The organism is [Bacillus] caldolyticus (assembly GCF_003595605.1).
In the GTDB taxonomy this organism is placed as follows: Bacteria; Bacillota; Bacilli; order Bacillales; family Anoxybacillaceae; genus Geobacillus; species Geobacillus thermoleovorans.
Genome location: NZ_CP025074.1, coordinates 496,999 through 520,846, shown reverse-complemented (window position 1 = coordinate 520,846; position 23,848 = coordinate 496,999). Strand labels below are relative to the sequence as shown.

Annotated in this window: 23 protein-coding genes; 19 read left to right on the top strand and 4 right to left on the bottom strand. The window is 51.9% G+C overall.

Translation table 11 applies throughout. From position 1 onward, the window contains the following. Positions 1-17: 17 nt before the first annotated feature. The 6 genes from CWI35_RS02800 to CWI35_RS02775 are packed head-to-tail and all read left to right on the top strand — an operon-like array spanning position 18 to position 5,918. The gene (locus tag CWI35_RS02800) at positions 18-1,592 is read left to right on the top strand and encodes a HAMP domain-containing protein (RefSeq protein ID WP_119877464.1); all 1,575 of its coding nucleotides are present in this window, start codon (positions 18-20) and stop codon (positions 1,590-1,592) included. 32 nt (positions 1,593-1,624) lie between these two features. Next, positions 1,625-1,942 (top strand): STAS domain-containing protein, encoded by a 318-nt coding sequence (locus tag CWI35_RS02795; RefSeq protein ID WP_011230973.1) that lies wholly within the window; start codon positions 1,625-1,627, stop codon positions 1,940-1,942. Then, a complete protein-coding gene (locus CWI35_RS02790; RefSeq protein WP_023634116.1) occupies positions 1,942-2,751 on the top strand; it encodes a PP2C family protein-serine/threonine phosphatase in 810 nt (269 codons plus the stop codon). Before CWI35_RS02795 ends, CWI35_RS02790 begins: the two co-directional genes overlap by 1 nt. 23 nt (positions 2,752-2,774) lie before the next feature. Beyond that, positions 2,775-4,799, top strand: coding sequence for a FapA family protein (locus CWI35_RS02785; RefSeq protein ID WP_023634115.1), 2,025 nt, complete (start codon positions 2,775-2,777; stop codon positions 4,797-4,799). A 19-nt stretch (positions 4,800-4,818) separates the two neighbouring features. Next, a complete protein-coding gene (locus tag CWI35_RS02780; protein WP_011230975.1) occupies positions 4,819-5,151 on the top strand; it encodes an STAS domain-containing protein in 333 nt (110 codons plus the stop codon). 26 nt (positions 5,152-5,177) lie between these two features. Continuing rightward, positions 5,178-5,918 (top strand): LytR/AlgR family response regulator transcription factor, encoded by a 741-nt coding sequence (locus CWI35_RS02775; protein ID WP_119877463.1) that lies wholly within the window; start codon positions 5,178-5,180, stop codon positions 5,916-5,918. Positions 5,919-6,318: 400 nt separating this feature from the next. Here CWI35_RS02775 and CWI35_RS02770 read toward each other — a convergent pair whose 3' ends face one another. From CWI35_RS02770 to CWI35_RS02760, 3 genes are read right to left on the bottom strand one after another with little or no spacing between them, the layout of a single operon-like run. Beyond that, the gene (locus CWI35_RS02770; protein WP_119877462.1) at positions 6,319-7,713 is read right to left on the bottom strand and encodes a nucleoside recognition domain-containing protein; all 1,395 of its coding nucleotides are present in this window, start codon (positions 7,711-7,713) and stop codon (positions 6,319-6,321) included. After that, positions 7,682-8,416, bottom strand: a complete 735-nt coding sequence (locus CWI35_RS02765; protein ID WP_119877461.1) for a FeoB small GTPase domain-containing protein — start codon at positions 8,414-8,416, stop codon at positions 7,682-7,684. The genes CWI35_RS02770 and CWI35_RS02765 overlap by 32 nt, the downstream gene beginning before the upstream one ends. Continuing rightward, positions 8,409-8,663, bottom strand: a complete 255-nt coding sequence (locus CWI35_RS02760; protein ID WP_011230980.1) for a FeoA family protein — start codon at positions 8,661-8,663, stop codon at positions 8,409-8,411. Before CWI35_RS02760 ends, CWI35_RS02765 begins: the two co-directional genes overlap by 8 nt. A gap of 237 nt (positions 8,664-8,900) precedes the next feature. Between CWI35_RS02760 and CWI35_RS02755 the strand changes: the two genes are divergently transcribed. Further along, positions 8,901-10,889, top strand: a complete 1,989-nt coding sequence (locus CWI35_RS02755) for an acetoacetate--CoA ligase (protein ID WP_162924036.1) — start codon at positions 8,901-8,903, stop codon at positions 10,887-10,889. Positions 10,890-11,265: 376 nt separating this feature from the next. On the opposite strand, the gene CWI35_RS02750 is transcribed toward CWI35_RS02755, so the two are convergent. Continuing rightward, on the bottom strand, positions 11,266-11,694 hold the full coding sequence (locus tag CWI35_RS02750; RefSeq protein ID WP_011230982.1) for a hypothetical protein: 429 nt from the start codon (positions 11,692-11,694) through the stop codon (positions 11,266-11,268). 161 nt (positions 11,695-11,855) lie between these two features. Between CWI35_RS02750 and CWI35_RS02745 the strand changes: the two genes are divergently transcribed. The 12 genes from CWI35_RS02745 to CWI35_RS02680 all read left to right on the top strand — a co-directional run bounded on the left by CWI35_RS02745 (position 11,856) and on the right by CWI35_RS02680 (position 23,715). Next, a complete protein-coding gene (locus tag CWI35_RS02745; RefSeq protein ID WP_025039199.1) occupies positions 11,856-12,827 on the top strand; it encodes an ABC transporter ATP-binding protein in 972 nt (323 codons plus the stop codon). Continuing rightward, positions 12,824-13,597: an ABC transporter permease gene (locus tag CWI35_RS02740; RefSeq protein WP_014195648.1), complete on the top strand. Its 774-nt coding sequence runs from the start codon at positions 12,824-12,826 to the stop codon at positions 13,595-13,597. The genes CWI35_RS02745 and CWI35_RS02740 overlap by 4 nt, the downstream gene beginning before the upstream one ends. A 2-nt stretch (positions 13,598-13,599) precedes the next feature. After that, a complete protein-coding gene (locus CWI35_RS02735) occupies positions 13,600-14,388 on the top strand; it encodes an ABC transporter permease (protein WP_025039200.1) in 789 nt (262 codons plus the stop codon). Positions 14,389-14,752: 364 nt separating this feature from the next. Next, complete coding sequence (locus CWI35_RS02725) at positions 14,753-15,142, top strand: MerR family transcriptional regulator (RefSeq protein ID WP_011230986.1); 390 nt, start codon at positions 14,753-14,755, stop codon at positions 15,140-15,142. After that, positions 15,139-16,674, top strand: a complete 1,536-nt coding sequence (locus CWI35_RS02720) for a class I adenylate-forming enzyme family protein (protein ID WP_011230987.1) — start codon at positions 15,139-15,141, stop codon at positions 16,672-16,674. The genes CWI35_RS02725 and CWI35_RS02720 overlap by 4 nt, the downstream gene beginning before the upstream one ends. A gap of 23 nt (positions 16,675-16,697) precedes the next feature. Beyond that, the gene (locus CWI35_RS02715; protein ID WP_011230988.1) at positions 16,698-18,380 is read left to right on the top strand and encodes an acyl-CoA dehydrogenase family protein; all 1,683 of its coding nucleotides are present in this window, start codon (positions 16,698-16,700) and stop codon (positions 18,378-18,380) included. Positions 18,381-18,502: 122 nt separating this feature from the next. Next, the gene (locus CWI35_RS02710; protein WP_011230989.1) at positions 18,503-19,438 is read left to right on the top strand and encodes an alpha/beta hydrolase; all 936 of its coding nucleotides are present in this window, start codon (positions 18,503-18,505) and stop codon (positions 19,436-19,438) included. Positions 19,439-19,533: 95 nt separating this feature from the next. Further along, positions 19,534-20,217: an SOS response-associated peptidase gene (locus tag CWI35_RS02705; RefSeq protein WP_014195652.1), complete on the top strand. Its 684-nt coding sequence runs from the start codon at positions 19,534-19,536 to the stop codon at positions 20,215-20,217. Next, the gene (locus CWI35_RS02700) at positions 20,217-20,624 is read left to right on the top strand and encodes a thiol-disulfide oxidoreductase DCC family protein (protein WP_011230991.1); all 408 of its coding nucleotides are present in this window, start codon (positions 20,217-20,219) and stop codon (positions 20,622-20,624) included. The genes CWI35_RS02705 and CWI35_RS02700 overlap by 1 nt, the downstream gene beginning before the upstream one ends. Before the next feature lie 63 nt (positions 20,625-20,687). Beyond that, the gene (locus CWI35_RS02695) at positions 20,688-21,086 is read left to right on the top strand and encodes a hypothetical protein (RefSeq protein WP_021322568.1); all 399 of its coding nucleotides are present in this window, start codon (positions 20,688-20,690) and stop codon (positions 21,084-21,086) included. Between the two features lie 340 nt (positions 21,087-21,426). Further along, positions 21,427-22,947 carry a bifunctional ADP-dependent NAD(P)H-hydrate dehydratase/NAD(P)H-hydrate epimerase gene (locus CWI35_RS02685; RefSeq protein ID WP_020278847.1) on the top strand — a complete coding sequence of 507 codons (1,521 nt, stop codon included), beginning with the start codon at positions 21,427-21,429 and terminating at the stop codon, positions 22,945-22,947. A 333-nt stretch (positions 22,948-23,280) separates the two neighbouring features. Next, entirely contained in the window at positions 23,281-23,715 is a 435-nt protein-coding gene (locus tag CWI35_RS02680; RefSeq protein WP_011230994.1) for a GNAT family N-acetyltransferase, read from the top strand. Positions 23,716-23,848: the final 133 nt, after the last annotated feature.

Genomic DNA, 23,848 nt, shown 5'->3' with positions numbered 1-23,848 from the left:
GCGAAGGAGTTGGATGGATGAGGCGAATAACGTTAAGAAAGCGGTTTTTAGTGCAAGTATTTTCTTTGCTTATCGTCATTGCGTGCCTGTTTGGTATATTGCAAGTTTATTTTATGAATCGGCAAATCGAAGCCGATATTTATGAAAAGTCGTTGCTCATAGCTCGCGGCGTCGAGCAAGGGATCGAGGAAACAGAGCTGGCGTCGAAAATGATCGAGCACCAAATTGACTTGCAAATGGTAGCGGTCGCACGGCATATCGGCGATCTTCTCCGTACGCCGGAAGCCCGACATATTCGCCATGAGCAGTTGGAAGAGATGAAAGAGAGGTTTCAACTGGCCGGGCTGACGATTTTTGAACGAAAGGGCGACGATATTGTAGCGACGAAGTCGACGGATCCAAAAGATATTGGATTCAGCACCAAAAGTTACGGAAAAACCGTGTATGCATACGCGGACACCCTCTTAAAAGGGGGAATGCCGCGGGTTGCCGGGGAGGAAGGGTATGCGAGCCAAAACATCTTCGTGCTCCCAATTGTCCAATCCGGCTCCCATAAGGACAAGCCGCGCTTTTTTAAGTACGCCTACTATCATCCGCCCGGATCGGATTATATTATTAACCCGTTTATTCAAGCGGGGGACGTATACCAGTTCACCAAGCAGGCGGGTCCGGATCAGTTGATCGAACAAATCAAGCGAAGAAGCTCCTATATCAAGGATATTTCCGTATTAAATGCGGCGGTATTTAAAAACCCTGCTTTGGAAACAAACTTTTATCCGCCGGTGAAGAAAATAGAATACGGCGAGTTTAAGTACCATACAAAACAAGATATTGATATGATGAAAGAGTTGGTAGACAATCCGGCAAAAAAACTGTCTGTCCAAGAAGTCAACAGCGAAAAACTGTATAAAGTTTTTCTGCCGATCAGCGATCATCGCATTCTTTATTTAGTGTTGGACTATCAAAAAATGACTGCGCCATTCTATAACTATTCGATTATTTTAATCGCTTCAAGCTTATTGTCTTTGCTGTCGCTGTTTGTAGTGACGATTCCATTTTTTAACCGCATTTATGAAAACATTCAAAAACTGAAACGGCAAATGCAACAGTTGGCGGCTGGGGATTTGACGGTAAAAAGCCATGTGAAGGATGGCAGCGAGTTAGAAGAACTTTCAAACGATGTGAATCAAATGGTTCAAAAGCTGAATGTGCTCGTCACAGACGTAAAGGAGCAGGCGGTCAAAACTCAGCGTTCATCCGTCGTGCTTGAAGCAGAGGCTTCGCGGTCGGTCGAGAAAATGTATGAGTTGGCCGTGGGAACAACGCTTCAATCGAGAGAATGGCTGAATGAAATCCATGCATTTTTAGACGAAATGGCAAATGTATTAAAAGCATTTCCGGGGGATCAAAAGGTGATGACTGTTTTGGAGAAGGTTGAGCAAATGAGAGTGATCGCCAATGACCGAACGGCGGTAGTCACAGAGATGACGATCCAATTGTCTGATTTACTGAAAGAGCTTCATGGTCAGTCAAAAGAGCTTTCATACATCTCTAATGCGCTGCTTCAACAGATGAGCCGTTTTATCCTTTAATTTTGTTTAGATAGGAGTGAAAAACAGCTGCTATGGGGTTACAGATCGGGTTGCACTTCGATGATGAGGCAGCCAATTTGGAAATCAGGGGAATACTTGATATATCGACCGCCCATATATTGGAAGGTTATATACAAAAGCTTATAGGCATCAAGGGGTTGACTATTGATCTTTCTGGATTGGAATTTATTGACTCTACAGGGGTTGGAGCGATCATGGAAATCATTTATCATTCCATCGAACATTCATTTTCAATCGAACTAAAAGGGATGAGTGGGCCAATACACGAGATTTTAGAAACGGTCGGTTTATTGACGATGTTGGAGACGATTGCCGGGAGGGCGGTTTGATGTATTTCAGTGAGAACATCTATCTATACGGTCGGCCGCTCGCCAATAAACCGGATATGGAGAAATGGCTGGAGCGAGAAATTCAGTTGGCGAAAAATATTCAAACGAAATTGTTGAATGGCTCGGTTCCTGATGTAAAAGGTGCAGAAGTGAAGGGCCTTTCCATTCCAGCTAGGTTGATTGGCGGAGACTACTATGATTTTTACCCGCTCGGCAACGGAAAAGTCCGTATCGTGATTGGCGATGTGATGGGAAAAGGGATTCCCGCGGCAATGTTAATGATTTTGACGCGCGGAGCGTTTCGCAGCGCCTCAGAAAGCAGTAAAAGCCCAAGTCAGACGCTGACGGCGATGAACAAAGCTCTCTGTCAAGATTTGCGCTCCTTGAAATCGTTTGTCACACTAGTTTGTGCTGATTGGGACCCGCATACGAACGTTCTGACATATGCGAGCGCCGGCCATATGATGCCTTTGCTGTTGAAAAGCAAAGAAAGGAAAGTCGTTGAACTTCCTAAGACGTTGGGGATCATGGTTGGCGCGTTCCCTGAATATGTGTATGAAGAAAAAGAGATCGCTCTTGAAACGGACGATGTCGTGTTGTTTTATACTGATGGCATTATCGAGGCGGAAAACCGGAAAAAGGAGCAATTTCAGCGTGATCGTCTTATCCGCGCATTATTAAAATACGCCAGCTGTCCAGCGCATCAGGCGGGGCAGCGTGTGATAGAGGATATTTACACCTTTACGGAAGGCGCTATGCAAAAAGATGATATGACCATGGTGATAGTAAAAATTCATCAAGAAACATAAACTTTTGGCAAGGGGGGGCGGCGATGGGGCAAACGATCATTTCGAAAGGAAAAAACATCGATGAGGCGATTCACGTTGGCCTAGCGATTTTGCAAAGCAAACGTGAAGAGGTGCAGATCGAAATTATCCAACGGGAAACAAAAGGAATTTGGCGCATCGGTTTCAAACCAGCAATTGTAAAGCTGACGAAAGTAGAAAGGCAGGTTGAGCCGTCTAGCGTTGCTGAAGAAGAAAAATCCGATTCGGCCAGTGTGGGCGGAGCGCGGTCCAAAGTAACTGAGGATCATTTGAGCGGAAAAGCATGGGTACGAGGAGGGCAAATTTTTTATCGTCCATCGCCGCTATGCTATCCGACCATTACCGTGGGGCAAGGCGTTCTGCTTTTAAAAAATGGCGAGCCAGTGACGGGGACGACGGTCATCACGGAAGGCGACCAATTAGAAATACAAACGGCGGAGGAAACGGTCGAGACAAAATGGGATATCATCGTTGATGAAGACAAGCTGCACGCCATCTTGCGCATAGAGCCGGGGGTGAAAAAACGCTTTCAAATAAAAGATATCGACCCTGATTACCATATTGAGTTAAAAGCCGAACAGCACATTGAAGTGCAAAACACTCTCGAGTACAAACCGGTTTTGCAAAAACTAAAATCGTTGAATATTGTCCAAGGGCTTGATTTTATCGCGATGGCTGAAGCGGCCAAAACGACAAAACCGGGTGATTTCGTCATTGCTAGAGGAGTGAAACCGCAGCAAGGAAAAAACGGTTGGGTGGAGTTAACGGTCAATTTGGACAGTAAACAGGCGGGGCCGAAACTGCGGGAAGACGGCACTGTTGATTTCCGCGAAGTAAACAATATTCCTTCCGTTCATCCGGGGCAAGTCATCGCGATCGTTCATCCCCCGGTCCCGGGCGTTCCGGGCGTGACGGTGACGAATGAGCCGATTCCGCCTAAACCTGTCTACCCGGTGGCTGTCTATTTAGGAAAAGGAGTAACGGCGATTGAAAATGGAACGAAAATTGTGGCGTTGGCCAACGGGCGGCCCGTATTTCGGCAACAAGGGCTAGATGTGCATATATTTATAGTGGACAAGCTTACTCATCAAGGCGACGTCGATTTAGGTTCGGGCAATATTCGGTTTCATGGCGACGTCGACATTACCGGCAACGTCGAAGACGGGATGAGCGTCGAGGCGGAGGGCAATATTACGATATTTCAAAATGTCACTCGAGCGACGATTACGTCAAAACAAGCTGTCTTTATCAGACGAAATGTCATTGGAAGCGTCATCTCGGCGGGAACAGGCCATATACTGACTTCCGAGCTCGCGCATTTGTTAATCACAATCGAAGGATATATTGAAAAAATGATTTCCTCTATAAAGCAGCTAGTCAGTTCCCCGGCGTTTAAAAGGACAGATTGGAAACAGAACGGACTGTTCCCATTAATCAAGCTTTTAATGGATTATAAATTCCGCCCTTTAGTTGCAGTAGGGCACAAGTATATTGAGGTGACCAAAAGGGGCGACCGCCAGCAGTTTCATCCGGTTTGGTTCGATTTAGCTGAGCGGTTTCAACGCTGTTTTTTCTCGAGCATCCCGAACGAGCTCCATTCCCTTGAACAGCTCGCCAAGCTGCTTGAGGACATAAAGACAACAATGAAACAATACACGGATGTCAATGGCGAAAGCAGTTATATCGAGATGGCCTACGCGTTGAATAGCACGATCTACTGCAGCGGCGATATAACCGTTTTTGGCCAAGGATGCTATAACTGTACGATTCATTCCGGCGGTTTTCTAAACGTAAAAGGGGTTATGCGCGGCGGCCGCGCCTACGCCCGAAAAGGGGCGTCTATTCAAGAGGCTGGTTCAGATTCCGGGGTCGTTACACACATTGCCGTGCCTGAGGGCCAAACAGTGAGATTTGGTGTGGTGAAAGAGGGGACAATAGTTCAAATCGGTAAAACAGCTTACACGTTCCAAAAAGAACATCGCCAAATTGAAGCGGCGTTAGACGAAAACGGACAAATGATTTTCGATTAAAAAAGTTGAGGGGGATACAATGTTTTTATATGAGTTGGCGAAAAATGGGCAGAATGTAGATGTTTATTTTAAAGGGGACTTAGATATTGAGGCAACAGAGGCAATGGAAGCGATGTTTCAAGAAATCAGGTGTTTCCATACGGTTTCTTTCGATTTGTCAGCTGTCCCTTTTGTTGATTCGACGGGGATCGGGCTGCTCGTTCATTTCATTGATGCCTTAAAGGAGGACGGAAAACAAGTGATGATTTTCGGAATACAACCGGAAGTAAATGAAGTATTTCGCATTGTTCAGTTAGAGGAAATTTTAGGAGTGCCGATGTTCTGTCAATCGCGAGGGGATCAGTTGGAATAGGAGGATAGAAAGAAGGGAAGGAAGCAATGAATGATTTAAAAATCGTGATTGCTGATGATGATGTGTCTTCAAGAACGATTTTGCGGCATTTTATCCACTTATTCCCCAATTACAACGTTGTGGCTGAGGCGACAAGCGGAGAGGAGTTTTTGCAGCTTGTGCTCCAAGAACAGCCGGATATTGTATTGGTCGATATCAATATGCCTGGGCTCGATGGCATGGAGGCGGTCAAGATATGCAGGCAGCTTTTGCCTGCCCTCCAGGTGATTTTTATTACTGGATACGATGAATTTGCCGTAGAGGCTTTTGAAGTGTCCGCTACGGATTATATCGTGAAACCGATTGAGCGAACGCGTCTCTTTTATGCGTTGGAAAAGGCCCGCAAATTGATTGAAATGGCCAAGCAATGCGCCGCTGTAAAAGCGAAACAGCCGAGCAAAAGGCTTGGAATCCGATCGAAAAACTCTATTGTTTTGCTGCTGATGGAAGATATTTTATTCGTGGAAAAGGAAAGCAGAAAAACGGTCATTCACACGGCAAATGAGCAATATGAAACAACGGAGACGCTGAACGAAATTGAAAGGGAGCTGGACAATTGTTTTTTTAAGACTCACCGCTCTTATATTATCAATTTAAAAAAAATAATAAAAATTACCCAAGTTGGCGAAACGTATTTGGCTCATTTTTTCGATAGTGAGAAAGTCGCATATATTTCGAAACTGAAATTTCATGAAGTGCAGAGAAGAATTTTCGATATGAATAATTAGGTGAGTTTTTCAGCAGGAAGCAGAGAGCAGCACGGAATTGCTGAAAGACAGCGCTGGGCAACCTACAATCAGCATAGGAATCGTTGTTTGCCCATCGGATGGAAACACCTCGAAAAAAGTTGAGCGTCCACGCCGACCAGGTCTTTATCAAGCAAAGGGGGAGCGCAACAATTATACGTTTTATGGCCGGAAGGTTCGAAGGCTTGTCAAGAAGGCTCTATATGATCCGCAGGTGTTAGCAAGGAACATCGATGCCAAACATGAAGGATGTCCTCAAAAAAAGCGGGACATCCTTCTTTATTGTCGGCACTACTTACTGAGAAGCCTCTCCTCTTGAAACAGAAGGTGAGAGGAGAAAGTTCGGAGCGGGACAGCCTGTTAAGCCAGTCTCGAGAAGAGATCAAATAAGCCCCAACCATCTCGCCAGCTGTGCGGTCGTAAAGGTGACCGCAATGGCAATCGCTGTCGGCAAGGCAAAGGCGACGAACGTCCATTTCGCGCTTTTCGTTTCTTTGTAAATGTTGACGAGCGTCGTGCCGCATGGGTAGTGAAGCAGGGAAAACAGCATCATATTGAGGGCGGTGAGCCACGTCCAGCCGTGGTCAAGCAAAATTTGTTTTAGAGAATGCAGGCCATCGACTTCAGTGAGCGCCCCCGCGGATAAATAGCCCATCAGCAAAATCGGCACGACAATTTCATTGGCTGGCAAGCCTAAAATGAACGCCATCAAAATGTAGCCATCCAATCCCAATGCTTTGGCAAATGGGTCAAGCCAGTCGGCTAAATACGCCAGCACGGTCGTATCTCCCACGTGAACGTTGCCGAGCACCCATGTCAGAATGCCGGCCGGCGCCGCAACCGTTACCGCCCGTTTCAGCACATAGAGTGATTTGTCGAGGGTGGCCCGGATGATCGTCTCCATGATTTTCGGGCGTCGGTACGGCGGCAGCTCCAGCGTGTAATGGGTCGGAATGCCGCGCAAGGCCGTCTTGGATAAGACCCATGAAACGGTCAACGTGACGACGATGCCAAACAACACCATGGCGACGACCACACCCGCCGTAACGAACGTTTTCCATCCGCCTGTATAGCCGGCTGCCATAAATAAGGACGAAAGCAGGATCAGCGTTGGCCAACGTCCATTGCAGGGGACGAAGTTGTTGGTCAAAATGGCCAGCATTCGTTCGCGCGGTGATTCGATAATGCGCGTCGACATGATGGCCGCCGCGTTGCAGCCGAAGCCCATGGCCATCGTCAGTGATTGTTTGCCATGCGCCCCCGCTTTTTTAAACAAGCGATCCATGTTAAAGGCGACACGCGGCAAGTAGCCATAATTTTCGAGCAACGCGAATACGGGAAAGAAAATGGCCATCGGCGGCAGCATCACGCTGACGACCCAAGCCGTGCCGCGGTATAGGCCAAGTACAATGAGGCCGTGCAACCAGTCGGGGGCGTGCATCGCTTGAAACGCCATGGTGAGATACGTTTCGATCGTTCCGAACAAGCGGGCGAGCGAATCGGAAAAGACGTTGGCGCCGGCGATTGTCATGTACAGGACAGCGGCGAGCAGCGCCAGCATAATTGGAAATCCCCACCGCTTCGACGTGACGATCCGGTCAATTTGTTCCGTTCGATCACGTTTTGCGACCGCTGTATGCGTGACACATTCTTGAGAAAGCGCAGCTGACGTTTGGAAAATGGCAGAAACGATCTGTTCACGCGTGTCAGCCGGTGCTAATGACTTGGCTTCTTTCATTAGCTGGTCAAACTGATTTGACAGATCCGCAGCAGGCATACGCGTTCCCCTCCTTGATCAATGGTTGCGGCGGTTGTTTCAGCGCTTGAAGCAGCGATGTATCGCCGTCAAGGAGACGAAGAGCGATCCAGCGAGCAGGATACGTGTCTCCCATCACGTCTTTCACGAGTGGAAGAAGTTTGGCAATGCCTCGTTCGATTTCCGGGCTGTACCGGATGGAAAGCGGGTTGGTGTTGATGCGGCCATGCGCCATGGCATCCACTGTATCAAGCAGTGCATCGATTCCTTCCCGGTTGCGGGCCGAGATCGGCACGACCGGCACGCCGAGTTTGACGGCTAATTTTTTTGTATTGATATGAATGCCTTTCTTTTTCGCTTCATCCATCAAATTGATAGCGATAATGACGCGGTCGGTCATTTCCAATACTTGAAGCGCTAGATTCAAGTTGCGTTCTAATGCCGTAGCGTCGACCACAACGACCGTGACGTCAGGACGTTGAAACAGGAGAAAATCGCGCGCCACCTCTTCATCGGCTGAATTGGAATAGAGCGAATACGTTCCCGGCAAGTCGACGATCCGGTACAACGTGCCGCGGTGGCGGCATTCTCCTTCCGCATGAGTGACCGTTTTCCCGGGCCAGTTGCCGGTATGTTGGCGCAGGCCCGTTAAGACGTTGAACAACGTGCTTTTGCCGGTGTTCGGATTTCCCATTAAGGCAATCGTATACGTCATATCAGTCATGGCTGATCTTCTCCCCGTAAATATAGTCACTTTCTTCTTTCCTTAATGCGATCGTCGTGCCACAAACGCGATAGGCGGTCGGGTCGCCAAGCGGGCTTCTTTGTCCAACCTTCACTTCCCCGCCGGGTACAAATCCCAAATCAAGCAACCGCCTTTTTAACATAGGATCAGGAACATCAACCTTTTCGATGCGAAAGCGATCGCCCGGTTTCATATCGGAGAGGCGGCAACGTTTTCCTTGTGCCATAAAAGTTTCCCTCCGGTTAATATTTTTTATAAAAGACATTTTTTTTGCTTAGACCAACTTTTGTGTTTATCATATTCCAGTTGCCTCGCTGTTGTCAACAAATTTGTTTCATCTTTTTCTGACAGAGTTGTCGAACTGGCGACTATTCAAAACAATAGGAAATCATGTTATCATATGAATAGTCTGAACAAACTATCGGCAGAAAGGCGGTGACGGCGTCCATTGACGCACGATGAAATGAAAGCGATTACGGAAGGGACGATTCTTTGGCAGCCGACGGAGGAGCAAATTCGGCAATCGAACATTCGACGGTATATGGACTGGCTGAAAGAGAAAAAGGAGTTGTCATTTAACTCGTACCGCGAACTATGGACATGGTCAGTTGAGCATCTTGAAGAATTTTGGGAAACGGTTTGGGAATATTGTGGTGTTCAGGCGGCAACGCCGTATGAGTGTGTGCTGCGGGAGCGGAAGATGCCAGGGGCGGAGTGGTTTCCAGGCGCTGCGCTCAACTATGCGAAACATATTTTCCGGCATGCGCGCGCCGACCGCCCGGCCATCATTTTCCGCTCGGAACGCGTGCCGTACCGGGAAGTGTCATGGCAGGAGCTCGGCGAAAAAACGGCGGCGATCGCCAAAGCATTGCGAGCGATGGGAGTGAAGCGCGGCGACCGCGTCGTCGCGTATATGCCGAATATCCCCGAGACGGTGATGGCGTTTTTGGCGTGCGCCTCGATCGGCGCCATTTGGTCAAGCTGCTCGCCGGATTTTGGCGCTGGCAGCGTCATTGACCGGTTCGCGCAAATCGAGCCGACTGTCTTGTTTGCCGTCGACGGCTGCCAATACAACGGCAAAGAATTTGACAAAATGCCGGTCGTATCCGAATTGCGCGCCAAATTGCCGTCATTGAAAAAGACGGTGCTGCTTCCGTATTGGCGCGGGCAGATGGAAGCACCGGATGAGGGCGTCGTGCTGTGGGATGATGTCGTGGCGGACAAGGCGGAGCTCGTCTATGAAGACGTTCCGTTTGACCATCCGCTTTGGATTTTGTATTCTTCGGGAACGACCGGTTTGCCGAAGCCGATCGTCCAAGGGCATGGCGGCATTTTGCTTGAACATTTGAAAGCATTGACGATTTCAGAAAACTTGACGAAAGACAGCACGTTTTTCTGGTTTACGACGACTGGATGGATGATGTGGAACTTTCTCGTCGGCGGACTGCTGGCCGGGTCGACCATCGTGCTCTATGACGGCAGCCCGACGTATCCGGATGGCAACGTTTTATGGGAGCTCGCCGAGAAGGCAGGCATCACCCATTTCGGCACAAGCGCGGCGTTTATCAACATCTGCATGAAGCTCGGCCTGAAGCCAAAAGAGCAATATGACTTGTCAAAGCTCGAGGCCGTGCTCTCGACCGGTTCGCCGCTGACGGTCGAAGGGTTCGCCTGGGTGTATGAAAACGTCAAGGATGACATTTGCCTGGCATCATGCAGCGGCGGAACGGATGTGTGCACCGCGTTTGTCGTCGGTTCGCCGATTTTGCCGGTGCGCGCCGGCATCCTCTCGTGCCGCGCGTTGGGCGCGGATGTGCAGGCGTTTGACGAAAACGGCCAGCCGCTTGTGAATGAAGTCGGTGAACTTGTGATTACAAAACCAATGCCGTCGATGCCGCTCTTTTTCTGGAACGATCCAGACGGCGAACGGTATCGGAACAGCTATTTTGACACGTACCCGGGCGTCTGGAAGCACGGCGACTGGATTAAAATTGACGAACAAGGGGGATGCGTCATTTACGGACGCTCCGACTCGACGATCAACCGCGCCGGCGTCCGCATGGGCACGAGCGAAATTTACCGTGCGGTCGAAGCGGTCGACGGGGTGTTCGAAAGCCTCATTGTCGATTTGGAAATGATGGGCAAGCAATCGTTTATGCCGCTGTTTGTCGTCCTCAAGCCGGGCGCAGTGCTCGATGACGAGCTGAAAGAACGCATCCGCCAATCGATTCGGCAACACGTCTCGCCGCGCTTTGTTCCAGATGAAATTTACGAGGTGAAGCAAATTCCGAAAACGCTAAATGGAAAGAAAATGGAGATTCCGATCCGGAAACTGCTCTTAGGCTTCCCGCTCGAAAAGGCAGTCAACCCGGGCTCAATGGCCAATCCAGAGGCGCTCGACTTTTTCCTCGAGCTGGCGAAGACGCTGGCGGCGAAGACGCAGACAAGCTGAAATGCGAAAGGTTGTTATTAAGTGACGATGCTTAATAACAACCTTTCTATGTATTAGTGAATTATAAATAGAGGAGTCGGGGGCATGGAAGAAAGCAAGCGGACTAGGCCAGTTTGGAAATCCATCGGTGATTGAGGAGCGGACGACGGTGAAAGAGATGTTGGGGCGATGAGACGAGACGGTGTCCGTTTTCATGATGAGAAAGTCCGGAAGATCTGTTTAGGAGAACCTTCCGGGCTTCATTTGCGGCGACGATGATTCGGAGTTTTAGTATGACGTAAGCAGGGGGATGTTGTTTGATGATGGCTATGTTCACACAGGATATGGAACAAGCTTTAAACGTCGAAGAGATCAACGAAATGGAGCGGACTGACGTCTAGTACATATTGAGCGCCGTCTTGACCCGCTTGATCTCCTTTTTGTTTTCGAACAGCTCTTCAACTAAAATGTTTTGGCCGTTGGCGACATCGGTGATCCGTTTGTCCATGTCGGCCACTTGCTGGCTTAATTGGTTGAGTTGCTCATTCGTTTGCTGCACTTGTTTGGCGAGCTGGTCGACTTGCTCATGAGTTTGCTGTACTTGGTGGTTCAGCTGCTGCACTTGGCTGTTAAGGTGTTGGACTTGTTGGCCCAGTTGCTGCACTTGCTCATTTGTTTGTTGCACCTGTTGGCCCAGTTGCTGCACTTGCTCGTTTGTTTGTTGCACCTGTTGGCCCAGTTGCTGCACTTGTCCGTTCGTTTGTTGCAGCTGCTCGGCAAGTTCTTTAATGGCTTGCCAAATCATTTCATTTGAGATCGCTCCCATTCGACAATCCCCTTTCTGGTTCGATTCTCCTTCTATTATACATGACGAAAGAAAGAGATGATAGAAGAAAGATGACGAAACGTTTTTCTTTGCGGCGCGTCCTTCGAATGTGATATAACAAAAGAATGTCAGTAGTATGCACATACTGGAGGATGAACATGGTGATCCGTGTCAGCCATTTGCATAAATCGTTCCGCGTCCATCGCCGCGAAGCGGGATGGCTTGAGGCGGCGCGCAGTTTATGGCGGCGCGACTACCGCGTCATTGAGGCGGTGAAGGACGTTTCGTTTACGATTGAAAAAGGGGAGATTGTCGGCTTTTTAGGTCCAAACGGGGCGGGGAAAACGACGACGATGAAAATGCTTGCTGGCCTCTTGCATCCGACATCAGGAGAGATCACGGTCGGCGGGTTTGTGCCGTTTGAGCAAAAGCCGGAGTTTAAAAAAATGATGAGCTTGGTGATGGGGCAAAAAAGCCAGCTCATTTGGGACATCCCGCCGATGGAGACGTTTTTGGTCAATAAAGCCATTTATGACATCGACGATCGGGCTTTCCGCCAGACGCTCGAGGAATTGACGGAACTGCTCGACTTGGCGTCGCTGTTGGACAAGCCGACGCGCAGTCTGTCGCTCGGGCAGCGGATGCGCTGCGAGCTGGCGGCGGCGCTTTTGCATCGGCCGCAAGTGTTGTTTTTGGATGAGCCGACGATCGGGCTTGACGTTCATACGCAAGAAAACGTGCGTCGCTTTATCGTTGACTACAATCGGGAGCACGAGACGACGATTTTGTTGACATCGCATTACATGGGTGATGTTGCAGCGCTTTGCGACCGGGTGATGATCATCAACTACGGGCGATTGATTTACGACGGGGAACTGTCAGTGCTGACGGAGAAGCTGGCGCCGTACAAGCGATTGGAAGTCCGGTTTTCACGGGTTCCGGACATGGATTGGGGAGAGTATGGCGAAGTGGCGGAAATCGAAGAAGGAACAGTCGTATTGCGGGTGGCGCGCGAGAAGGCGGCGGGGACAGCAGCGCGGTTATTAGAGCGGTTTGATGTCCGCGACATCAATATTGAAGACCCGCCGCTTGAGGAAGTGATTACGCGCGCGTTTCAGGAGGAGCGTGTATGATTCGCAAATATATCGCTTTGTTGCGGATGAAATACATCGAAATGCTCGCGTATCGTTTGGCGACGTTCGTCTGGATGACGGGTGCGATCACGCAGCCGCTGATCACGATGTTTGTCTGGATGAACATTCATCCGGAAGAGAGCGATTCGTTTGTCTTTTATTTTATGGCCGTCATTTTTGTCGAACGAATGACGAGCGCGTGGGATGTATGGGAGCTGGACCGTGAAATTCGCGAAGGGACGTTTTCGAATTGGTTGCTGCGGCCGCTTCACCCGATCCATTGGGCGATCGCGGAAAACATCATTTATAAATGGCTGTTTGCCGTCATTTTAGTGCCTGTCTGGGTAGTGGCAGCGACATTTTGGCCGGCGCTTCGTCCTCACATGACGGCAAGTCAAATCATGTTGTTTTTGATGGCGGTTGTATTGGGTGCGGCGCTTCGTTTTTTGCTTAGTTACTCGTGCGGGTTGCTTGCGTTTTGGATGACGAAAGTGGCGGCTGTGTACGGCGTGATCGACGTCATTTCGTTGTTTTTGTCAGGACGGATCGCGCCGCTTGAGCTGCTTCCGCCGCAGCTTCGCGAATGGAGCGAGTGGCTGCCGTTTCGCTATATGATCAGTTTTCCGATCGAAATCGCCACCGGGGCGGCGGATGGAGGAGAGTTGGCGCGCGGCTTTGCGATCGCCGCCGGGTGGATGATGGCGCTGATTGGTGCTTTGCAATGGCTGTGGAAAGCGGGGATGAGAAAAAATCAGGCGGTAGGTGGATGAACATGCGGCGATACGGGCGGGTGTTCCGCGAGTTTTTCCGCGCTTGTTTGGTCGAGGAAATGGAATACCGGAGCGAATTTTTCGGCAATTTTATCGCCAGCTTTTTTGGCATCGCAATCGCTCTGTTGACCGTCCATATCTTTTTTTACCAGACGGATCGCTTAGGCGGCTGGACGTATGGGGAAGTGCTTGTGCTGCTCGGCGTCTTTAATACGCTGCGCGGATTCATCGATTTTGCGCTCCGCCCGAACATGCCAAGGCTGCTTGAGCATGTCAGGCGCGGCACGCTCGATTATATTTTGACGAAACCGGTCGACAGCATGTTTTACGTCAGCTTCCGCCACCTTGTCTTTTGGCGGCTTATCGATGTGGCGCTTGGCATCGGCGTCATCGGCTTCGGCTTGTATGTTGAACGCTACGTGCCATCGGCGGCCGACGTATGCATGTTTCTGATCGTGATGGTCGCTTCTCTTTTGCTCATTTATTCGCTATGGATGATGTTGATGACGACCTCGTTTTGGGTCGTGCGCATCGATGACTTGTCGTTTATTTTCGATTCGTTTTTTGATACGGCCCGCTTTCCCGGCAGCATGTACCGCGGGGCGGTGCGGTTGGTGATTACCTACATCTTGCCGGCGGTGTTGATCACCAATACGCCGGCTTTGGCGCTGCTTGGAAAATGGCGCATCCCGACAGCGCTGGCGGCTTTGGCTGCGGCCATTCTCTTTTTATGGCTGGCCCGTCGCTTTTGGCGGTTTGCCTTGCGCTTTTACACCGGGGCGGGCGGGTGAGGAAACGGCTCCTTAGACAGGGGCTTTTTTCTTTTGTCATGGTGATTTCGCCAGGGAATCAGCGGCGCGTATATCGACCCATGCCGTCCGATTCGCTTCTGGCCGCCATGAATAATGGAAAAGCGTTTCAGTGCTGATGACCTGTGCGTTCGGTCGACTGTCTCTTTCTTTGCATTGGCTTAGGATGTCTCCTTTCGCCGACGGCTCCCAGATCCATTTTTTCCATATTGATGGTTGGATGGCGGAGAGAATGGACACGGAGAAGGGGGAGGATGACTGTTTCTTTGCTTTCATATTCGTTGACTTTTACGTAAACGTCAATTAAAATAAAATTCAGAATATTGATTCTAGAAAAGGGATGGCCATGCACTATTTCACCATTTCCGATTTGGCGCAAGAGTTTGATGTGAGCACACGGACGATCCGCTATTATGAAGAACGCGGATTGCTCTCCCCAATCCGGACCGAGTCAGGGCAGCGGCTGTATACGAAAAAGGAGCGGGCGAAACTCAAGCTCATTTTGCGCGGCAAACGGTTCGGCTTTTCGCTTGACGAAATTCATGAGATGATTGCGCTGTTTGATGAGGATCGCACGGGGAAGAAACAGCTTGAAAAAACGGTCGAATACGGGCGGCGGAAATTGAAGGAGGTGAGCGAGCGGATCGAGGATTTGCTTCAGCTGAAGGCGGAGATGGAAGCGCTGCTTTCCGATTTTGAACAGCGATTGCGAGAATGGGAGGAATCGGATGGATGAACATTTCAGAGCTGCTCGCCCGGAATGCGAGGAAATTTCCAGAGAAAACGGCGGTCATCGAAGGAGAATCATCGCTGTCGTATGCCGAGGTCAACTGCATGGTCAATCGCTTGGCCTCATCATTGGCTCGGCTTGGTGTGGGACGCGGCGATAAAGTCGCGCTGTATATGCCCAATACCAAGGAGTTTGCCGTTTCGTACTTTGCTGTTTTGCGCCTTGGCGCGGTTGTTGTGCCGATTAACGCGCGCTTGACGGCGGCTGAGGTGCAGTATATTCTCGGCCATAGCGAGGCAAAGGCGCTCATCGCCCACGATTTGGTGCATCAAGTGCTCGCCCCGCTTGTCGGTGGAAGCGATGGAATCTGGGTGAAGACCGGGAAGGCGGAAGGCGGTTGGCTGTCGCTCGAGGAGTTGATCGATTCGGGTGATCCAGAAGAGATCGTCTGCCCAGCCAAAGAGGATGATGAGGCGACGATTTTGTATACATCGGGGACAACGGGGCGGCCAAAAGGGGTGTTGTTCACGCATCGCAATGTGATCACGGTTGCGGACATGATCGTGATCGAAACGAAAATCGACCGTCAAAGCCGCCTGCTGCATCTCATGCCGCTCAGCCACTCAGCGCCGCTTCATTTGTTTTTCATAGGCGGCACGTACGTCGGTGCGACCCATGTCCTAGCGCCTGCGTTTTCCCCGGATGCGTTGCTCGAACTGGTCGAGCGTCACAAGATCACCCACTTTTTCGGCGCGCCAGTGGCGTATTTGTTGACGGCGAAGCATCCGCGGTTTGACGAATACGACCTTTCTTCGGTCCGTTGCTGGATGTACGGCGGGGCTCCGCTGTCGCGTGAGGAAGTGAAGTTTGTCGCCAGCCGCTTTGGCGCCGGGCGGATGATGTGTTTATACGGTTTGACCGAAGCCGGCCCGAACGGGACGTACTTGTCTCCTGAGGAGCATGGCGAAAAAGCGGGGAGCGTCGGCCGAGATGCCGCTCTTCATTGCGAGGTGGCCCTCGTCGATGAGAACGGACAGGAAGTTGCGCCCGGCGAGGTCGGGGAGATCGTGCTGCGCGGGGAGAGCATCATGAAAGGATACTACAAGGACGAAGAAAAAACGAACGAGGTGATCAAAGACGGCTGGCTGTACACCGGCGATTTGGCGCGCCGCGATGAAGACGGCTACATTTGGATCGTCGACCGGAAAAAAGATGTCATCATTTCCGGCGGTGTCAACATTTATCCAAAGGAAGTCGAAGATGTGCTGCGAACGCATCCGGCGATCGCCGATGTTGCCGTGATCGGCGTGCCGCATCCGGAGTGGGGCGAAACGGCAAAAGCGTTTGTTGTATTGAGCCAACCGCTCGAACCGCTTGCGGAAGAGTGCAAGCGTTTCCTATCTGACAAGCTGGCTGACTATAAAATTCCGCGTCTGTATGAGGCGATCGCTGAACTGCCGCGCAATGCGACGGGAAAAGTGTTGAAACAAGTGCTGCGGATGTGGGAGACGACGGCGCAGGGAGCACAGGGACGATAAGAAGAGGGGAAAGGGGAGAGACGATGAAACCGCTTTATGAAGTCGATCCGAATTTGCTGGCGAATTTGAAACGGCATTTGGATGACGAATTGTATCGGTATGCGGAAGAAAAGCTCGCGTCGTTTTACGAATTTTGCTTGACGGACGTCGACCGCCGCGCCGTGCACACCGACCGCGAAGGGCAGCCGCGCCTCATCAAGTACGACCGGTTTGGGAACGACATTTCCGAAGTATGGGTAAACGAAGGATACGTGCAGACGGCAAAACAGACGTACGAAACGGGCATTGTCGGTTATGTGCACAAACCGATTCCCGAGCTTGGAAGAAAAGGAAACTACATGTATTCGTACGCCCAAGGGTACATTTTATCCCAAGCTGAGCCCGGGTTTTATTGTCCGGTGACGCTGACGATGGCAACCGCCTATGTGCTTGAACATTTCGCCGACGACGAGTTAAAAGCACGGTACTTGCCCCATGTCACTTCCACCGGTGAGGTCGAACTGTATGAAGGGGCGACGTTTTTAACCGAGCGCCAAGGCGGGTCGGACGTTGGCGCCAACGCGGTGCGTGCTGTGCCGTGCGGCGACCATTATAAACTATATGGGGAAAAATATTTTGCCAGCAATGCCGGCCGCTGCGGCGTGGCGCTTGTATTGGCGCGCATCGACGGGAGCGGGCCGGGGACGAAAGGGCTGAGCTTGTTCCTTGTCCCGTGGCGCAAGGAGGATGGGACGTTAAACGGCATCTCGATTCGCCGCCTGAAAGATAAGTTAGGAGTGCGCGCCGTGCCGTCGGCCGAAGTCGTGTTTGACGGGGCCGAGGCGTATGTGGTCGGCGATCCGCGGAAAGGCTTCTACTATATGATGGAAGCGCTTAATCTCTCGCGCGTCTGCAATGCGGTTGCTTCCGTCGGCATCATGAAGCGGGCGCTTGAAGAGGCGAAACAATACGCTGAGCGACGCACTGCCTTTGGCCATGTCTTGACGGATTACCCGATGGTGCGCGAGACGCTTGCCAATTTGACGGCGAGACAGGAAGTGGAAACGAGCGCCTGCTTTGACATGATCGCCTTGTTTGACCGCGTCATGGCCGCGCCGCATGAAGCGAGCGAGGCGGAGAAAGCATGGCTCAGGCTGCTGATTGCGCTCCTTAAGATGCGCACCGCCGAAGAGGCAATCGCGTTCAGCCATGAGGCGATTGAAATGCATGGAGGCAACGGGTATATTGAAGATTTTGTCACGCCACGCCTGTTGCGCGATGCGCAAGTGCTGACGGTTTGGGAGGGGACGGCGAACATTTTGGCGCTCGAGGTGCTGCGGTTGATGCGCAAATATCGCATCCACGAACGGTTTGCCGCCGAGATGCAGGAGCGCCTTGAGCGTTTGGCAGCTGACGTGAAGCCGCTCGCCCGCCCGGTCGAAGAAGGGCTTAAGGAATGGGGGGCAGCACTGGCGCGTCTTAACGGCCAGTCGGAAGAGGTCCAGACGTTCCACGCGAAAGCGATCGCCAATCGGATGTGCGATCTGTATTTGAGCATCATCGCCCTTGAACGCGGGCAAGAAGACGAACGGAACAGGTTGATCGCTGAGCTGTTTTTGCGCCATGTTTGGGAGCGCGGGCTCGTCGATGAACGCATGACGTCGGTGCGCGAGTTTGACTTGATCGTCAGATGTAAAGGAGCGTCTGCGCCGCTCGCGCATTCGTAAGTTGGCGGCATGAAGCGGGCCATGGGCGAAAGGGATGTTCGTTTTTGGCGGACATCTCTTTTTTTGACTGCCAAATGAGCAATTCAACAAGTAGGATGAAAGAAAGGAAGGGGAAAACGGACATGGAAGTGGTGCGCACGCCGCGCCGGACAAAACGGCGCGTTTGGATTTCTGCGGCCATTGGCGTTGTCATTTTGGGGTTGCTCGCCTGCGTCGGTTTGTCCGTTTATGTCGGCTGGCAGCTGACGCATAAACCGCGCGAGCCGGTTACCATGACGCCGAAAGACTATGGCATGGCGTATGAAAGTGCGACATTTACAAGCAAAGATGGGAAAACGGCGCTCGAAGGCTGGATCATTCCGCCTAAAGGAGCGGCGAAGATGACGGTCATTTTTGCCCATGGGTATGCCGGCAACCGGATTCAGAAAAACGTGCCGTTTTTGCCGCTCGCCAAGCGGCTTGTTGACGACGGGTACCGCGTCATCTTGTTTGATTTTCGCGCGAGCGGCGAGTCGGGAGGCGATATGATTACGATCGGCGTCAAAGAGAAAGACGATCTGCTTGGCGTCATCGATTACGCGAAGCGGCACTATCGCGAGCCAGTCGCCTTATACGGCGTTTCAATGGGGGCGGCGACATCGATTTTGGCGGCGGCAGAAGACAGCGATGTTCGCGGGGTGATTGCGGACAGCCCGTTTAGCGACCTCGAATCGTATTTGCGCGCCAATATGCCGGTATGGACGCACTTGCCCGATGTGCCGTTTACGTATTTGATTTTAGCGATCGTCCCGGCGCTTGCGGATTTGGATTTGGGTGTGTCTTCGCCCATCCATGCGGTCGATCGTGTCGCGCCGAGGCCGATTTTGTTCATCCACAGCAAAGACGACCGTTCGATTCCATACAAAGAAAGTGTGAAGTTGTACAACACCCATCCGCATGCGTTTCAACTATGGCTGACGGACAAAGCGGATCATGTGAAAAGTTTTTCTCTCTACAGCGATGAGTATGTAGAAAGAGTGTCGGCGTTTTTGCGCTCATTGGTAAAAACTTCTTCGTAAGGCGGCTGCGATTCGTGTTCGGCCGCTTTTTGTATTATAATGGAAGAAATAGAGAATGAAGATGGCATTGATCAACGAATCGAGGAGTGAATGCCATGTGCGGTCGGTTTACGTTGACAGTTGATTTGGAAACATTGCGGGCGTTGTTTCGTTTCCGTTATCAAGGTTCGCTTGCGCCTCGGTTCAACATCGCCCCGAGCCAGGAGGTGTTGACGGTCATTGTGGAAGAAGGGGAGCGAATCGGCAAAATGATGCGCTGGGGGCTTGTGCCGTTTTGGGCGAAAGATGATCGCATCGGTGTCAAAATGATCAACGCCCGGGCGGAAACAGTCGATGAGAAGGCGAGTTTTCGCCATGCGTTCAAGCGGCGGCGCTGTTTGATTTTAGCCGATGGATTTTATGAGTGGAAAAAAGAGGGATCGAAAAAAGTGCCGTATCGGTTTACGCTTGCAACGGATGCGCCGTTTGGGTTTGCCGGTCTGTGGGAGCGCTGGGAGGGAGCGAGCGGGCCGCTTGAGACGTGCACGATCATGACGACGAGGGCGAACGAGCTCATCGCCCCCATTCACGATCGGATGCCGGTCATATTGCCTCCCGAGCAGCATGAAGACTGGCTGGATCCGCGTTTAGACGACAGCGAGTATTTGAAATCGTTGCTGCGTCCGTATCCGAGCAGCGAGATGCGCATGTACGAAGTGGCGCCGCTGGTCAACTCGCCGAAAAACGACGTGATCGCCTGCATCGAGCCGGTCGACAGCCGGTCAATGGAGGGAACGTGATGCATCCTGTCATCTTATTTGATGGCGATTGCCTGTTTTGCCATGCGAGCGCACACTGGATCGCCGCCCGCGACCGCCAGGCGGTGTTCCGCTTTGCGGCGCAACAGAGCGCCGTTGGTCAAGCATTGTTAGCCAAGCAGGAGATGTCAGCGGGAGACAGCGTCGTCCTCATCGAGAACGGGTGCTGTTATGTAAAATCTGATGCTGTCCTGCGCATCGGACGTCGTCTTGCTTGGCCTTGGAATTGGCTGGCAGCGTCTGGATTTCTCATCCCTCGGCTGTTGCGCGATCATATATATGACACGGTCGCCAACCATCGGCATCGTCTCACTCTGAAGCGCGATCATTGTCAGCTGCCGCCGCCTGAGCTGCGATCCCGCTTTCTTGATGAATGGCCGCTGTGGTGAAGAAGGAAAATACGCCCGTTTGTCGTATTGAAAAGGGAAAGAAACGTGGGAGGGGAAATGGATATGGCAAACGGAACAACACGGTGGCTTGATGAATGCACGCCTCGGGCGCTTGAGCGTTTTGCCGATGAATTGATCGCTATGGCCGAGCAAAGGGAGAACGAGGATCGGCGCCGGTTTTACGAAGGGATGGCGGTGGCGGCGAAACTCATCGCGCTCCGTTGGGAAGGAAAATGTGCCTATATTGATGATCATTTGCTTGATAACGTATACGAGGCGTTGGCTGTCTTCTCATTGGAAAAACTTGAGGAAACGCTGGCCTTGGAGGCAGAAGAGGCGCATGGCGGCGGCCGCTGCTCGTTTTGTCTCAAAGAAAAACCAAGGCTGGCCAAAGGTCCGCTGGCGGCAATTTGCGACGATTGCCTGCAGTTTGGGCTGCAAGTGATCGCCAAGCAGCCGTAATCGAGGCGGCGGTCATCGTGAAGGCGATGGCCGTCGTTTTTCTGCATAGCGGATAAGCGGGTAGGACAAGGCGAGCAACACGGCGATAAAGGGATGACGCCGCTCCAATGAAAATGCGCCTAGACGCAGCCGCCGGCTGTTCCGGCAAGGCTTCCCTAAATCATACATTGATGATGGGAAGGCGCGGCAGGGAATGCCAAACGTTTCATGAACGCTCCATGAAGACCGTTCCATCGGACATCGTGGTTCGTTCTCAAAGCCTGATTCTCCCATGGCCAACATGTGCAAAAGATGGAGCGCCAAAGGGGACGAAGGCCAAAAGAAGAGAGGAGGAAGGAGAATGATTCCGGTCGTAACATCTGATGAAATGTACGCCATCGACCGAGAAGTGACGGAGCGGATCGGCATCAGCGCTGATTCGTTGATGGAAAACGCAGGGCAGGCGCTGTTTCGGGTGCTGAAAGGGCGGATTCCGCGCGCTGATAGGGTGGCGGTGCTTGCCGGGGCGGGCAACAACGGCGGGGATGGGTTTGTCGTTGCCCGTATGTTGAAAAGCTGCGGCTACGAAACCGATGTATGGCTCATTCCACCAAAGGAAAAGGTGAAAGGAGCGGCGCGCACCGCGCTTGAGGTGTACGAGCGGTCCGGGTATTCGTGGATTCCGTATGAAGGGAATGAACAAGAGTTTGCGATGCGTGCGCCGCACTACGACGTGATCATTGATGCGCTCCTTGGCATCGGCGTGAAAGGCGAGGTTCGCTCTCCGTATCAAGAAATCATTGAACAACTGAACCGCTCGCGGGCTGTTGTGTATGCAATCGATGTGCCAAGCGGGGTGCCGGCGGATGGCGGTGATGTCGCCGCGGCCGTTCGCGCGGATATGACGCTCACCATTCAATGCCCGAAGCTTGGGGCGTACACATTCCCAGCGGCCGATTATTACGGGGAACTCGCCGTTGTAGATATCGGCATTCCGCCGCTCGTGGTCAAAACGAATGCAGCCCGTCGGTTCGTGTGGGAGCGAAGCGATGTCATGCGGACGATGCCAAAGCGGAGGCGGTCCTCGCATAAAGGAACGTATGGCAAACTGCTTGTAGTCGGCGGATCGAAAGCTATGGCAGGAGCAGTGACGCTCGCCGCCAAGGCAGCGCTGCGAAGCGGGGCCGGACTTGTGACCATGGCTGTTCCAGAAACAGTGTACGAAGCGGTTGCCAATCGGATGCCCGAGGCGATGTGCAGGCCATGGCCGGCCGAAGGGGGAGCGTTTGCCGGCGCGGCCGATTGGGACGGGCTGGATGTCGATGCGCTCGCCGTTGGTCCAGGCATGGGGAGAACGGAAGGGGTGCGCCGTCTTGTTGGGGAGTTGGTGCGAAAGCCGGTGCCCCTTATCCTCGATGCCGATGCCCTATTTTTCTGGGATGATTACGCTGAACAGGTGCGCCGCCGAAGCGCGCCGACGGTGATCACCCCTCATCCGGGGGAAATGGCGCGCATCGTCCGTCGCTCCATTCGCGAGGTCGAGCACGACCGCTTTGGGTTATCCAAGCGGTTGGCGATGGAATATGGCGTGTATGTCGTGTTGAAAGGGCCGTATACGATTGTTACGGCGCCGGATGGATCGCAATATGTCAACACGACCGGCAACCCGGCTTTGGCGAAAGGCGGCAGCGGTGACGTGTTGACGGGCATCGTGGCGGCGTTTTTGTTGCAGCACGAGGCGGTGCAGCCTGCGGTGAGCAATGCGGCGTTCGTGCATGGAAAGGCTGCTGATTGGCTTGTTCAACACGGTCATTCGCCTTGGGATGTATTGGCGTCGGACGTTGTGGAGGCCTTGCCGGCTGTGCTCGCTTCGCTGGCGTGATCAACCGGTCCATTGAAAGGGGCGCTGGGGGATGAAAACGATCCAGCTGGCTTGCGAATAACCGGCTGGCGTTTTCTTTCTCCCAGCCTTCTGCGCATAAGGCATGTGGTTCGGGCGCAAACTTTACCGCTGAGGCCGTATTTGCGGCTGCAGCTGTAATCGTTGGTTTATCAGCCGACAATCTTCCACTGATCGCTGGGCTGCGCCCTTCACGCGCCTGAAGCGGGAGTCTTCTTTCGAAACGATGATCAACGTTGCGGAAAGGCGGAAGTTCCATTTTTGGACAAACATGGATATCATGAATGTAGAAATAGAAGAAGGGAGATGGGAGTCATGCCGCAATTTGTTTGGCTCGAGACGGAGGAGGAAGTAAGAAGCGCTTTTCCGGTCATGCGGGAGCTGCGCACTCATTTGGATGAAGAAACGTATGTCGCGCTTGTGCGTGAAGCGCAAGAAAAAGAAGGGTATAAGCTTGCGGCGTTATATGATCAGGACAAAATGGTTGCCGTTGTCGGATTCATGCCGATGATCACGCTCTATAACGGCCGTTTTATTTGGGTTTGCGATTTGGTCACGACATCAGCCGAACGTTCGAAAGGGTATGGAAAAGCGTTGCTGTCGCATGTGCACGAATGGGCGAAGGAGCACGGCTACGGGATTGTCTCGCTGTCATCCGGCCTGCAGCGGGTTGACGCCCATCGCTTCTATGAGGAAAAAATGGAATATCAAAAAGTGAGTTATGTGTTTTTGAAACGCTTATCGATTTGAATCCAACGGCGTCCGTTCAGCGGGCGCTTTTCATTTTGTGGTAGAAAGTTGTTCCACTTTTCATTATAACTCACATTTCGCACCCTCCCAACGAAAATCGGGAGGATTTTTTCGTTCCGATGTCGAATGAATC